Consider the following 14419-nt stretch of genomic DNA (forward strand, 5'->3'; position numbering starts at 1 on the left):
GGAGCGGCGTGGGGGTCTCCTGCGCGGGCGGATCATGCTTGTGTTGGCGCTTTTGCTCGCCATTCCACCTCTTTTTCTGTTCATCACCACCCCCATGGACGCCGAGCACCAGATGGCGCTCGGCATCGCCGGCGCCGTTCTGGCGATTCTGGCGCACCGGCTTAGCAACCCGGGTTCGCGGCGCGCCTCCCTGGGGCTGATCCTGCTGTCCATGGTGGTCTCCACCCGCTACCTCTATTGGCGCACCACCGAGACCCTGGTGTTCCAGACCGGCTTTGAATACGTGCTCGGTTACGGCCTGTTCGCCGCCGAGCTCTATGCCTGGACGATTATGTTCTTCGGCTACATCCAGACGCTTTTCCCGCTGGAGCGCCCGATCACGCCGATGCCGGAGAACATGGACGACTGGCCCACCGTGGACGTTTACATCCCCACCTACAACGAAGACCTGTCGGTGGTGATGGACACGGTGCTGGCCGCCCAGGAACTGGAATACCCGGCGGACAAGATGAAGATCTATCTGCTGGACGACGGTGGCCGGCAGGCGTTCGCCGCCTTCGCCGCCCGCGCCGGGGTGGGCTACATCGCCCGCGAGGAACACAACCACGCCAAGGCCGGCAACCTGAACAACGCCATGGGGCTCACCGACGGTGAGCTGATCTGCGTGTTCGACTGCGACCACATTCCCACCACCGGTTTCCTGCAGAGCACCGTGGGCGGTTTTTGCACCGACCCGGGCCTGTCCATGCTGCAGACCCCGCACTACTTCTATTCCCAGGACCCGTTCGAGCGCAACCTGGCGGTGGGCGATGACCTGCCCCGGGAAGGCGAGCTGTTCTACGGGCCGGTGCAAAAGGGCAACGACTTCTGGAACGCCACCTTCTTCTGCGGCTCCTGCGCGGTGATTCGCCGTGCCGCCCTGGACGAAGTGGAAGGCTTCGCCGTGGAGACCGTTACCGAGGACGCCCACACCGCCCTGAAGATGCAGCGCAAGGGTTGGCGTACCGCCTTCCTGGGCCTGCCGCTGGCCGCCGGGCTGGCCACCGAGCGGCTGTCGTTGCACATTGGCCAGCGGGCCCGTTGGGCGCGGGGCATGACGCAGATTCTGCGCCTGGACAACCCCTTGCTGGGGCGCGGCCTGACCCTGGCCCAGCGGCTGTGCTACCTGAACGCGGCGCTGCATTTCATGTTCCCGTTGCCGCGCGTGGTGTTCCTCACCGCTCCCCTGGCGTATCTGCTGATCGGCCAGAACATCATCGCCTCCTCGGCGCAGATGATCCTGGCCTACGCGCTGCCGCACCTGTTCCACGCCATCTACACCAACTCCCGGTTGAATGGCCGCTACCGCCACACTCTGTGGGGCGAGATCTACGAATCGTCGTTGTGCTTCCACCTGGTGAAGCCGACCCTGGTGACCTTCTTCAACCCCCGGCGCGGCAAGTTCAACGTGACCGAGAAAGGCGGCCTGCTCAACGAGACCTTCTTCGACGTGGACCCGGTGAAACCGCACCTGGTGGTGGCCTTCCTGTTGATGGCCGGGCTCGGCTGGGGCGTGGTACGCCTGTTCTGGCACGAATACTACGGGGTGCAGCCGGACGTCATGGCGCTGAACCTGTTCTGGGGCGGCTTCAGCCTGTTCATTCTGTTCGCCACCATCGCCGTGGCCCGGGAGCGCCGCCAGGTGCGTGGCTCGGTGCGCGTTAATCTGGATCTGCCGGCCACTCTCTATATGGTGGAGGGCCACACCCTGGCCACCCGCACGGTGGACATTTCCATGACCGGGGCGCGGGTGCGCAACCCGGGCGGCGAGCTGCCGGACCACGCGGTGGAGTTTCTCGAGGTGGGCATGAACGGCCGCACCGTGCTGCTGCCGGCGGAGACCATGGGCGGCGACCGGCGCTACCTGCGCCTGCGTCTTGGCGAGCTGGACATCAACCAGCGCCGTCAACTGGTGCGTATCGTGATGGGCCGGGCGGACGCCTGGCTGGCCGATGGCGAACGCCGTCAGGATCATCCCTTGAAGGCGTTCTGGCCGGTGCTGCGCTGCGTGCTGGGCCTGTTCCTGCCGGACCTGATGTCCCGGGACGCGGAGGAGCGCGAGGCCAACCGGGTATTCCACCAGGGCAAGCTGTGGCGCTGGATCATCCCCACCGCCATGTTGTTCCTGGTGGCGGTGCTGGTGCTGCTGGCGGTGCGCCCGGCCATGGCCCAGGCCCAGGTGGAGGCGGTGCCGATCAGCGAACTGGCACGGCCGGTGCCGACGTCGGCCAAGGAGATGACCCTGGCGCAGCTTGGTCTGGCTGATGGACTGTCGCTCACCGGCGATGGCTCCCAGGCCGGGGTAGGGCTGTCGCTGTCCGCGGACGAAGTGGTGGTGGGCGCGCGCATGATGTTGCGTCTGCGCCACGACCCGGCCCTGGCCAATGGCAATGGCGAGCTGGTGGTGAACATCAACGGCGAGCCGGTGCAGCGCTTGATCCTGCGCGAGGGCGACGGCGAAGCGCACGACTACGAATTCGACATCAACCCTTCCCTGTTGGTGGACCACAACCGCCTCGGCTTCCGGCTCTACGGCATCGCCGACCAGACCTGCCCGAACCCGCTGGACCCCCGCGTGCACGCCGAGATCCTGCCCGGCAGTACCCTGCACCTGGCGGTGGAGGGCCTGCCCCTGGCCAACCGGCTGGACCTGCTGCCGGTGCCGTTCTTCGATCCGGATGGCTCCGGCCCGGTGACCGTGCGCATGGCGTTGCCCAGCCCGGACGACCAGGATCAGGTGCAGGCCGCCGCCCTGATCAGTTCCTGGATCGGTTCGATCAATCGCTACCGTGAAATGCACTGGTCGGTGGACAACGGGCTGCCTGACGGGCACGCGGTGGTATTCACCACCAATGACGACCCCATGCCCGGCCTGCCGCCGACGGCACCCGTCACCGAGCCGGTCATCCGCATGGACGACAACCCCGGCGGTGGCAAGCTGCTGGTGATCGAAGCTCCGGACAGCGCCGGCCTGGTGCAGGCGGCGCGCTTCCTGATGCACCCGAAAACGCCGCCCTATGGCCGCAGCATGGTGGCGGAACCGGTGTCGACACCGGTCAGCCGCCCCTACGACGCGCCGCGCTGGAACGCCGGCGACGCGGTGCCCCTGCGTCTCGGGGACCTGGTCGAGCCGGACCAGTTGCGCGTCAACGGCATCAACCCTGCACTGATCCGGGTGCCGTTCCGGGTAGCGCCGGACCTGGACCTGTGGCCCGGTGACACGGTGCCGCTGCGTATTCGCTACCGGTTCCCGGACGGCGAATGGCTGGACGCCGACAAATCGCGCCTGGACGTGGCGCTCAATGGCCAGTACCTGGGCTCGCTGCCGGTGACCCGGCGCGGCCTGTTCGAGCACCTCTGGGGGCTGGTGGCCGGCCCGCTGCGCCAGGAGCAGGCGGTGCTGCCGGTGCCGCCGTCGCTGATCCACGGCCAGAACGAGCTGACCTTTTATTTCAACCTGCGCTACCACTTCGACGACCCGTGCAACGTGACCCTGCCCACGGACGTGGTCAGCCAGGTGTACCCGGATTCCACCCTGGACCTCACCGACACCTGGCATCTGGCGGAGGTGCCGGAGCTGCGGCCGTTCCTGGCCGCCGGTTATCCGTTCACGGTGCGCGCGGATCTTTCGGAGAGCGCCCTGGTGCTGCCGGAAAAACCGTCCCTGGCGGCTCTGGAGGGCGCCTTCACCCTGCTTTCCCGGTTCGCCGAGGGCACCGGGGTGGCCGGCGACAAGCTGGCCGTGGTGCTGGGTCGCGATGGGCTGCGCAGCGTGTTGGACCGTCACTGGCTGGCGCTCACATCCCTGGATGACCCGCTGGCGCGCACCCTGCTGCAGCCGCCGTTCTACTTCTACGAAAACCGTCTGCGGGTGCACCCGCCGGGACTGTGGGAGCGGCTCAAACTGTGGGCTCTGTACGGCGATAACCTGCAACGGGACGAAGCCGACCGGGCGCTGAGCAGCCGTTCCCGGGTGCAGGCGCTGGTGGCGGCCCATTCGCCGCTGAACAATCACCGCGAAATGGTATTGCTGGCCACCAACCAGGCCAGCATGCTGGCGGGACTGGCGGTGGAACTGGGTGACGAACAGGTGCGCGCCGAGGTGGGCGAGGACCTGTCACTGTTGGACGACAAGGAAGAAATCCGCAACTTCCGAATCCACCCGGTGAGCCCGGACAGTGACAACAACTACATGACCATGGTGCGGTGGGTGCTGGGGCAGCGGCCGGATATTTTGCTGCTTTGCGCGCTGTTCGTACTGATCCTGATTGCCGGCACCATGGTGCCCTTGTTGCGCGCCCGGGCGGCGCGGCGCCTGAACGAACACGGGGAACGGAAAAAGCGATGAAAGCGAAGCGCTTCAATGGATGGCTGGCCGCCGGCCTGCTCGGCTCGGCGCTGCTGGCGCCGGTGTCGCCGGTCCTGGCCCAGGAAACCGACGCCTCGGTGCAGCGACTGCTCGATCAGGCGGAGTTCTGGCGTGGCAACAACCGCCCGGATCTGGCCGCGGACACCCTGCAGCGGGTGCTCAACGCGGACCCGGACAACCCGGCGGCGCTCTATCAGATGGCGATGCTGGAGATGGACCGCGACCCGGCCGCCGCGCAACGCTACGCCGACCGTCTGCGCCGGGTGGCCCCGGACAGTGACTACGCGCGCCGCCTGGCAGAGCGCAACCGCCGCCAGGGGCTGGATTCGGACCTGCTGCGTGAAGCCCGGCGGCTGGCCGCCGCCGGCAACCCGAAGGGCGCCGTGGCCCGCTACGAGGAACTGTTCGGAGACCAGCCGCCGCCCGGCGACCTGGCGCTGGAGTATTACCAGACCCTGGCCGGCGTGGAAGGCCGCCGCGACGAGGCCCGTCGCGGCCTGGAAGACATGGCCGCCGCGCGCCCCGGTGACCGGCGCATTTCCCTGGCCCTGGGCAAGGTGCTGACCTACGACGGCGGCACCCGGTTGCGCGGCATCGAACGCCTGCGCGGCCTCTGGACGCAGAAGCAGGACAAGGAAGTGGCCGCCGCCTGGCGCCAGGGCCTGCTGTGGCTGCCCGATCAGCCCTCCAGCGTGGCGCCGTTGCGTGCTTACCTGGAGAGTTTCCCCGAGGACAATGGCGTAAAAGCCAAGCTGGTGCAGGCCAATGACCAGGCCACCGCCGAGCGTGGCCGCGGCTACCAGGCCCTGGACGCCGGCCGGGCCAGCAATGCGGAGCAGGCGTTCCGCGCCGCCCTCAAGGACAACCCCAACGACGCCGAGGCGCTGGCCGGCCTGGGTCTGGCGCAACTGCGCCGCGAGAAGTTCCAGGACGCCGAGCGCACCCTGGAGCGGGCCATCAAGATGAAGCCGGCCAAGGCCGACGATTGGCGCCCGGCGCTGCAGAGCGCCCGCTTTTATGGCCGTCTCGCCACCGCTCGGGCCGCCTACCAGGCCGGTAACCTGGACCAGGCGTTCCAGACCGTGCGCCCGCTTACCGAGACCGCCGGCAACCAGGGCCGCGACGCCAAGCTGCTGCAGGGCGAGATTCTGCTCGCCCAGGACCGGCCCCAGGTGGCGGAAACCCTGTACCGGGGCCTGCTGGTGGAACGCCCGGCGCTGACCGAGGCCCGTGGCGGCCTGGTGCGCGCGCTGCTCGCCCAGGGCCGCTACGACGAGGCCGACGAGGTGTTCGCCCAGTTGCCGGCGTCCGCCCGCGAGGATCTGGCCTACCTGCGCCAGCAGCGGGTCGATGCCCTGCGCACCCGGGGCGAGGAACTGCTCGCCGGTGGTCGCCCTGGAGCCGGCGAATCCGCCCTGCGTGAAGCCATGGCGCTGGCCCCGGACGATCCCTGGACCCGGCTGTCCCTGGCCCGCTTCTACGACGACCAGGGCCAGCCGCGCCGGGCGCGCGCCCTGATCGAGCCGCTGCTGGATGACAAGCCGGGCGTGGATGACCTGCGCGTGGCCGCCTTGCTGGCCGAAAAGCAGGAGCGTTGGGAAGACGCCGAGGCGCTGCTGGCCGGCATCCCCGCCGGCCAGCGCGACGATGCCATCGACGCCCTGGCGGAGCGGGTGCGTGGTGGCGCCCGGGTGGCGCGCCTGCGCCGGGTGCTCTCCGAAGGGGATTCCTGGCAGGTGGAAAACGCCCTGGACGATCTGTACCGCAACCCGCCCCAGGACCCGGGCGAGCTGGGTCAGGTGGCCACCTTGCTGGTGGACCAGGGCGAAGACGGCCTGGCCCTGGCCCTGGTGCGCCGGGATCTGGATTTGCACCTCAATGACAGCAACGCGGTGGAGCCGTTTCTGAACCACGCCTCGGTGCTGTCGCGCACCGGCAACCAGCGTGAAGCGCGGCGCCTGATGGCGCTGCTCGACCGCCGCGCCGGTGACGACCCCCAGGCCCGCGCGGCCCTGGGCCGTACCCGCGACCAGCTTCTGCTCGATCAGGTGGTGGCGCTGCGTGACCAGGACCAATTGGCCCAGGCCTACGACGTGCTGGTGGCGGAACTGGAACGGCGGCCCCAGGCGCCGGCGCTGCTCCATGAGCTGGGCAGCCTGTACCTGCAGGGCAAGCGCTATGAAGACGCCCGCCGGGTGTTCGAATGGCAGCTCGAGCGGGACCCCAATGACATCGTCGCCCGCCGTGGCGCGGTGGCTTCCGCCCTGGGCGCCGGCGACGCCGACCGCGCCGAGGAACTGTTGCGCCAGGTGGCGCCGCTGGAAGATGGCGAGCTGCTGCTGCTGGCGGCGCGCACCGCCGAGGCCCAGGGCGACAAGCGCCAGGCGCTGAAATTCGCCGAGCAGGCGGAGAACGCCGAGCGCGGCGACAGCCCGGTGATCGCCGGGGTGGTGAACCCGTTCCGGGGTGCCGGCCAGGCCCGTGACGATGGCCGCTGGGCGGCCTTCGGCGGCGGCGGTGGCGACAGCAAGGGCGCCGGTGTATGGCTGCCCGGCCAGACTGAAACCGCCGGGCGCTGGCAGCCCGATGGCGAGGCCCGTGCCTACCTGAACCGCTCCTACGACGCCGAGCCGGTGACCCCGACCCCCGCCAGCCCCTACCACGGTGGCGGCGACGAGCAGTGGGCCGGCGACTGGCGGCGCCCGGACGAAGTGGCGCGCATGCAGGATTATGGCTACGGCGGCGGTTCCGGCGCCGGTGCCAGCAGCGCCCGCGCCGCCGCTCGCCAGGAAGCGCCCAAGCCGGCGCCCAGCCGCGAGCGGCTGGTGCGCATCGACGATCTGCAGGGTGATCTGCGCCAGGCGCTGTCGCCGAAGGGGCAGGGCGGTCTGTCGCTGCGCTTCCGCGACGGCGAATCCGGCCTTAGCCAGCTCACCGAGGTGCGCGGCGACATCGGCCTGTCCGGGGTGCCGTTCGGCGGCGGCCGCTTCACCGCCACCGCCTCGCCGGTGTACCTGAACGCCGGCACCCTCAGCGAGGACGCCGGTCGTCGCTTCGGCTCCACCGGCGCCACCTCCGACGCCGCCGAGGCGGTGGTGGAGCAGCTCAGCGGGGTCGGTGATCTGATCGATGAAATCGACGAGTTCGCCGACGACGTGGACGCCGCCCAGGGTGCCTTCGACACCGCCGACACCCAGCTCGGCGCCGCGCAAAGCAGCGTCGATACCGCCGAAACCAACCTGGCCGATGCCCAGCAGGAACTGCTCGACGCGGACGATCCCACCGATGAGGAACTGGCGGCCCTGCAAGCGGCGGTGGATACCCGCCAGACCCAGCTCGACCAGGCCGAGGAAACCCTCAACCAGCGTCAGAGCCAGTATGACCAGGCGGAAAATGATCTGACGGACGCCGAGGACGTGTTCGGCACCAACGTGACCCGCAACGTGCTGTTCGAATCCGGCATCGACCTGGATGCGCTCAACACCGAGCAACGCCAGTTCGTCAACGAGTACCTGGAGCGCGAATTCGGCACCAGCGACTTCTCCCTGGAAGCGGACAACGTGGCCGACTACCGGGCGCGCAGCGCCGCCGTGCGGCAACTGGTCAACGACGTGGCCGCCCGTGCCGGCGCCTACCAGCGCGCCGCCGCCTCCGGCAACCAGACCGACTCCGGCCTGGCGGTGGCGTTCGGTTACCGCGAAGGTGGTTTCAGCGCCGACATCGGCAGCACCCCGTATGGCTTCGAGGTCACCAACCTGGTGGGCGGTATTACCTGGGCACCGGAAGTGGCGCCGAACACCAACTTCCGGGTCACCGCTCAGCGCCGCGCGGTCAAGGACAGCCTGTTGTCCTACGCCGGCGTCGAGGACCCGGCCACCGGCGACCGCTGGGGCGGCGTGACCCGCACCGGCGCCGAGCTGGGATTGTCCTACGATAACGGCGAGGTGGGCACCTACGGCGACCTGGGCTTCTACAGCTACCAGGGCCACAACGTGGACGACAACCAGGAAGCATCGTTCAACCTGGGCGCCTACGTGAAGCCGATCAACCAGCGCTGGCGGCAGCTGCAGACCGGCGTGCACCTCAACTATCGCAGTTTCGACGAGAACCGGGGCCAGTTCACCTATGGGCATGGCGGTTACTTCAGCCCGCAGGATTATGTAAGCCTGGCCTTCCCGATCACCTATCAGGAAAGCTATAACAAGGTTACCTGGAACGCCCGTGTTTCACCGGGCTTCCAGAGTTACAGCGTGGAAGAAGCGCCGTATTTCCCGACTTTGGGGGGGCAACAGCAGTGGTTGGATATACTGGTCGACGCCGGCGTCGCTCCTGCGTCGTACTACGAAGCAGAGAGCGAGAGCGGCTTCGGGCTGAATCTGGGCGCGGGGCTCGATTATCAGTTGTCACCGGCGTTCAGCCTGGGCACCAGCCTCGGGTACGATACGTTCGGGGACTATTCGGAAACGTCAGCGATGATCAACCTGCTTTACACCATGGAGCCGTGATCATGGATAAGAAGAGCGCGCATCAGGCTCGCAGCCTGGAGTACTTCCGGGGGCGGCAATTCACCGGCCAGTGGCGGTTGTTCATGACCGCCCTGGTGGAGGAACTCAATGCCAGCGCCGGCAGCGACGATATGCTGGCGTTCTTTGGCCATCTGGGCGCCAAGATCGCCAGCGACCTGCCCATCGACGAGCAGGACACCCTGGAAGGCCTGGAGGCGGCGGCCAACCGCCGCTGGAACCAGCTCGACTGGGGCTGGTGTCAGTTTTACAGTGAATCGGACATGATCGTGATCGTGCACGATGCCTGGCCGCGCCTGGAAGGCGCGGTCAAGGACACTTGGGCCGCCGCGCTGGCGGCGATGCTGGCCGGCGCCTACGGCGCCTGGTTGCGCGACCAGGGCGGGGACGGCACCGTGGAGGTGCAGATACTCAAGGCCAATCCGGATGGGCCGCTGGAATTCTGTTATGGCTGTTGACGATGATGACGTCGCGAGAGCGCCATCGACCGCTTTCGCCCTTGTGCTGGCCCTGGTCTGGCTGGCACTGAGCATGATCGGGGTGGCGCGCGCCGCCGACCCGGGCTGGCGGGCTTACCAGACCCGCTTCATCAGCGAAGAAGGCCGGGTAGTGGACACCGGCAACGGCAACATCAGCCACACCGAGGGCCAGGGCTGGGGCATGTTGATGGCGGTCTACTTCGACGACGCCGACCGTTTCGAGAAACTGTTCCGTTGGACCAACGACCACCTGCACCGCAAGGTGGACAATCTCTACACCTGGCGTTTCGAGCCGGACGCCGACCCCGCCACCGTGGACCGCAATAACGCCACCGACGGCGATCTGCTGATCGCCTGGGCCCTGGAACTGGCCGGGCGCAAGTGGCAAGAACCCCGTTACGTGGCCGCCTCCATCGATACCCGCAATGCCATCCGCCGTTATCTGATCGCCGAGTACGGCGGTTACCTGGTGCTGCTGCCGGCCCGGGATGGTTTTCGCAAGGATGGCTACGTGCAGTTGAATCTCTCTTACTGGGTGATGCCGGCGCTGGACTATTTCGCGCGGCTGGAGCCGGACGGCCCCTGGCGGCGCCTGATGTACGATGGCATGCGCCTGCTCAACGTGTCACGCTTCGGTAAACATCAGCTGCCGCCGGACTGGCTGCGGCTGGAGGAAAATGGCGACGTGAGCCCGGCCGGGGAATGGCCCACCCGCTTTGGCTTCGAGGCGGTGCGCGTGCCCCTCTACCTTTACTGGTGGGGGTTCGGCGCGGCCCCGGCCCTGGACGGCGTGCGCCGCTTCTGGCTGCAACCGAAGCCCCCGGCCTGGGTGGACGTGATCAGCGAGGAAGAAGCGGAATACCCGCTGTCCGCCGGTGGCATGGCGGTACGTGCCCTGATCCAGGGGCGCGCCGGGCGCATTGCCCTGGTGCCGCCGCGCGACGAGGATTATTACAGCGCCTCCTTGCAGATGCTCAGCCGGATCGCCGCCGCCCCGGCGCCACTGCTGATGGGGCAGGACGGTAAAAAACTGTAATTAGGCCGGCGGGCGCGACCCCGGTTCGGAACGCATCCGGGCTTCCTGGTTCCATACAGGGGAGGGGCGACGGGCCCCGTGTTTTTTTGCTAAAGGAGTGTTCATGGTCAGGAAAGCGGTCATTCCGGTGGCCGGGTTCGGAACCCGCATGCTGCCGGCATCCAAGTCGATCCCCAAGGAAATGCTGCCGATCGTGGATCGGCCCGCCATTGATTACGTGGTGGAGGAGGCGGTCAACGCCGGCATCACCGAGATCATCCTGGTCAGCCATGGCAGCAAGACCGCCATCGAGAATTTCTTCGACGGCCACCCGGAATTGGAAGCCCAGCTTGAAGCCAAGGGCAAGACCGCGCTGCTGGAAACGGTGAGCAAGCCGTTGCCCGACGGCGTGCAGGTGATCAGCGTGCGTCAGGGCCCGCCCCTGGGCCTGGGTCACGCGGTCTGGCAGGCGCGCAACGCGGTGGCCGGCGAGCCGTTCGTGGTGATCCTGCCGGACGTGCTGGTGGACGACGATGGCCGAGGCAACGACCTGGCCAACATGATCCGCCGGTTCGAGGACAACGGCGCCGCCCAGATCATGGTGGAGAAGGTGCCCGACGAACTGGTGCACAAGTACGGCATCGCCGACCTGGACGGCGCGCCACCGGCGGCCGGCGAGAGCGCGCCGATGCGCGGCGTGGTGGAAAAGCCGGACCGCGAGGTGGCGCCTTCCAACCTGTCCGTGGTGGGCCGCTATGTGCTGCCGCCGGTGGTCATGGAACTGCTCGCCAACACTCCGCCCGGGGCCGGTGACGAGATCCAGCTCACCGACGCCCTGGCCACCCTGATCGGGGACGCGCCGGTGGAAGCCTACGCCATGCTCGGCCGCACCTTTGATTGCGGCAGCAAGGAAGGTTACCTGGAAGCAATTCTGCATTACGCGCTCAAGCACCCGGAGATCGGTGGCGCCGCCCGCGATTTGATCGCCAAGGCGAATCGCGGCTAAAGCGGAACGCATTGCAAAGGAGCCATAAATGCGTATCGACATGTTTGGCGACACCCTGTGCGCCATGGTCACCGCCGCCGCCTTCGCGCAAAGCGGCCATCGGGTGCGCTGGTGGTTGCCACCCGGCCGGGTGGCAAGGGCTCTGGACGACGGCCGGGTGCTTTACCAGGAGCCCGGCCTGGCGGAGCTGGTCACCGGCCAGCGTCGCGCCGGGCGGCTGGACTGCCGTACCGACGAGCCGGGCCTGGCCGACCCCAATGGCGAACCGGCGGTGAGCGAACCCGCCCCGGTGGTGTGCCTGGCCCTGCAGCCCGGTGATTTCGACCGCGCCGAGCACCTGGCCGCCTGGGCCGGGCGCGGTGGCGCCCGCCTGCTGATCAATCAGAGCGTGTTCCCGGTGGGCAGCACCGAGCAACTGCAAAAAGGGCTGCGCGAGCAGGGCGCGGCCACCCCGGTGGTGTGCCTGCCGGATACCCTTCAGGAAGGCATGGCGCTGGCCTCCTTCACCCGCCCCCATCATCTTCTGCTCGGTTGCGACGACCGCGAGGCGGAAGTGACCATGCGCGAACTCCTGCGCCCCTATAACCGCCGCCGCGACGTGCTGCAGGTGATGCAACCCCGCGAGGCGGAGTTCACCAAGGTGGCGATCAGCGGCATGCTCGCCACCCGGCTCAGCTACATGAACGACATGGCGCTGCTGGCCGAGGAACTGGGCGTCGACATCGACGTAATCCGCCAGGGCGTGGGCTCCGACCCGCGCATCGGCGAAGCCTATCTGTACGCCGGCTGCGGCTTCGGTGGCCCGGGTTTCAGCCGTGACGTGATGAACCTGACCGACACCCTGCGCCGGCGCCGGGTGGGCGCCAAGCTGCTTGAGCAGGTGCTGCAGATCAACGAGCGCCAGAAGGAAGTTCTGTTCCGCAAGTTCTGGCGCCATTACGAAGGCGAGGTGGACCGCCGCCGGGTGACCCTGTGGGGCGCCGCCTTCAAGCCCGGCTCCGACCGGGTTGATAACGGCCCGGCGCTGCGTCTGATCGAAGCGCTCTGGGCCCAGGGCGTGGACGTGCACGTGCACGATCCCCTGGCGCTGCCGGAACTGGCCGCCTGGGCCCGGGACAAGGGCACGCTGACCCTGCACGACGATCCCTACGACGCCGCCCGCGACAGCGATGCCCTGATGCTGGTCACCGAATGGAAAGCCTATTGGGGCCCGGACTGGGACGACCTCAAGAACGCCATGCACACGCCGCTGATCCTGGACGGGCGCAACATCTATGACCCGGCGTACGTGACGCGCCAGGGCTTCACCTACTACGGCATCGGGAGACGCTGATGAGTGGCATTCCCCTGCACGACGTTGACGCCGCCCGGGCCGCCGACCAGGCCCTGCGCGACCACGCCGGCCAGGCCCGCCACTGGCACCTGGCCGATCTGTTCGCCGAGGACGCGGAGCGTTTCCAGCGCCTGAGCCTGAGCGCCTGCGGGCTGCTGGCGGATTTCAGCAAGCAGCGTCTCAACCCCGAGACCCTGGACAAACTGCGTGGGCTGGCCCACGCCCGGGGCCTGGACGCCTGGATGCGCTGCCTGTTCGAAGGCGGCGAGGTGAACTGGACCGAGGGGCGCGCCGCCATGCACTGGCGGCTGCGCGAACCGGGCCGGGAGGAGGGCAAGGACGATCCGGTGCGCGACCAGCTGGCGCGCATGGAACGCATGGTCACGCGGATTCTCTCCGGCCAGTGGCGCGGCTGCGAAGGCGACGCCATCACCGACGTGGTCAACGTGGGCGTGGGCGGCTCCGATCTGGGCCCGCTGATGGCCTCGGTGGCCCTGCACGAGCACCGGCCCGCCAACGGCCAGCGTCCGCGGCTGCACTTCGTGTCGTCCATGGACGGCAGCCAGATCGTGCCGTTGCTCGATGAGCTGAATCCGGCCACCACCCTGATCGTGCTGTCCTCCAAGTCGTTCACCACGGTGGACACCCTCAGCAACGCGGCCACCGCCCGCTACTGGCTGGAGCAGGCCTTCCCGGACCGCAACGGCGCGGTGCTGCGCTGCCACTTCATCGGCGTGTCCGCCATGCCCGAGCGCATGAGCGAGTGGGGCATCCACGAGGACAACCAGCTGCTGTTCTGGGAGTGGGTGGGCGGTCGCTATTCGCTGTGGTCCACCATCGGCCTGCCGATCGCGCTGACCATCGGCATGGACGGTTTTCGGGAGCTGCTGGCCGGTGCCCACGATCTGGACCGCCATTTCCGCGAGGCGCCCTGGGAGGCCAACCTGCCGGTGCTGATGGGCCTGGTGGATGTGTGGAACCTGAACTACCTGGATATCACCGCCCGCGCGGTGCTGCCCTACGATGGCCGGCTCAAGCACTGGCCCGCCTACGTGGAGCAGCTTGAGATGGAGTCCAACGGTAAATCCGTGGATCGGGACGGCGAACTGGTGGACTACCACACCTGCCCGGTGATCTGGGGCGAGGTGGGGCCCAACGCCCAACACGCTTTCTATCAGTTGCTGCACCAGGGCACCCAGCCGGTGGCCTGTGAGTTCATCGCCGCCGCCCGCCACGGCCTGGATGGCAACAGCGCCGAGCTGCGGCCGCTGGAGGAACAGCACTCCCTGACCCTGGCCAATTGCCTGGCGCAATCGCGGCTGCTGGCCCTGGGCGACCGGGCGCTGGACGATGATGGCGATACCCCGGCCTACAAGCGCTACCGGGGCAACCAGCCCAGCACCACGCTGCTCATGGACGAACTCACCCCCCGCCACCTGGGGGCCCTGGTGGCGCTCTACGAGCACAAGGTGTTCGTGCAGGCGGTGCTGTGGGGCATCAACCCCTTCGATCAATGGGGTGTGGAAATGGGCAAGAAAATCGCCAAGGATATGATTCGGGTGCTGGAAAGCGGTGAGGGCAGTGACGGCCTGGACGCTTCCACCCGGGCGTTGGCCGGTTATATCCGCGCCCAGCAAAGCTCCTGACTTCATGGA

General features: G+C 68.0%; 7 protein-coding genes. All 7 read left to right on the forward strand.

Going from position 1 to position 14419, the window contains the following annotated elements:
* The first annotated feature begins 34 nt into the window (after nucleotides 1-34).
* Nucleotides 35-4387 (forward strand): UDP-forming cellulose synthase catalytic subunit, encoded by a 4353-nt coding sequence (gene bcsA / locus ACLD02_RS08885; RefSeq protein WP_410298500.1) that lies wholly within the window; start codon nucleotides 35-37, stop codon nucleotides 4385-4387.
* Entirely contained in the window at nucleotides 4384-8913 is a 4530-nt protein-coding gene (locus ACLD02_RS08890) for a cellulose synthase subunit BcsC-related outer membrane protein (RefSeq protein ID WP_410298501.1), read from the forward strand. Before bcsA ends, ACLD02_RS08890 begins: the two co-directional genes overlap by 4 nt.
* Nucleotides 8914-8915: 2 nt before the next feature.
* Nucleotides 8916-9389, forward strand: coding sequence for a cellulose biosynthesis protein BcsD (bcsD, locus tag ACLD02_RS08895; protein WP_410298502.1), 474 nt, complete (start codon nucleotides 8916-8918; stop codon nucleotides 9387-9389).
* The gene (locus tag ACLD02_RS08900; RefSeq protein ID WP_410298503.1) at nucleotides 9379-10446 is read left to right on the forward strand and encodes a glycosyl hydrolase family 8; all 1068 of its coding nucleotides are present in this window, start codon (nucleotides 9379-9381) and stop codon (nucleotides 10444-10446) included. Before bcsD ends, ACLD02_RS08900 begins: the two co-directional genes overlap by 11 nt.
* A 103-nt stretch (nucleotides 10447-10549) precedes the next feature.
* Nucleotides 10550-11431 (forward strand): UTP--glucose-1-phosphate uridylyltransferase, encoded by an 882-nt coding sequence (locus tag ACLD02_RS08905; protein ID WP_410298504.1) that lies wholly within the window; start codon nucleotides 10550-10552, stop codon nucleotides 11429-11431.
* Nucleotides 11432-11459: 28 nt separating this feature from the next.
* Entirely contained in the window at nucleotides 11460-12764 is a 1305-nt protein-coding gene (locus ACLD02_RS08910; protein WP_410298505.1) for a UDP-glucose dehydrogenase family protein, read from the forward strand.
* On the forward strand, nucleotides 12764-14410 hold the full coding sequence (gene pgi, locus ACLD02_RS08915) for a glucose-6-phosphate isomerase (RefSeq protein WP_410298506.1): 1647 nt from the start codon (nucleotides 12764-12766) through the stop codon (nucleotides 14408-14410). Before ACLD02_RS08910 ends, pgi begins: the two co-directional genes overlap by 1 nt.
* Nucleotides 14411-14419 lie beyond the last annotated feature (9 nt).

This window comes from Alloalcanivorax sp. C16-2 (assembly GCF_046507615.1).
GTDB classification, from domain to species: Bacteria; Pseudomonadota; Gammaproteobacteria; order Pseudomonadales; family Alcanivoracaceae; genus Alloalcanivorax; species Alloalcanivorax marinus_A.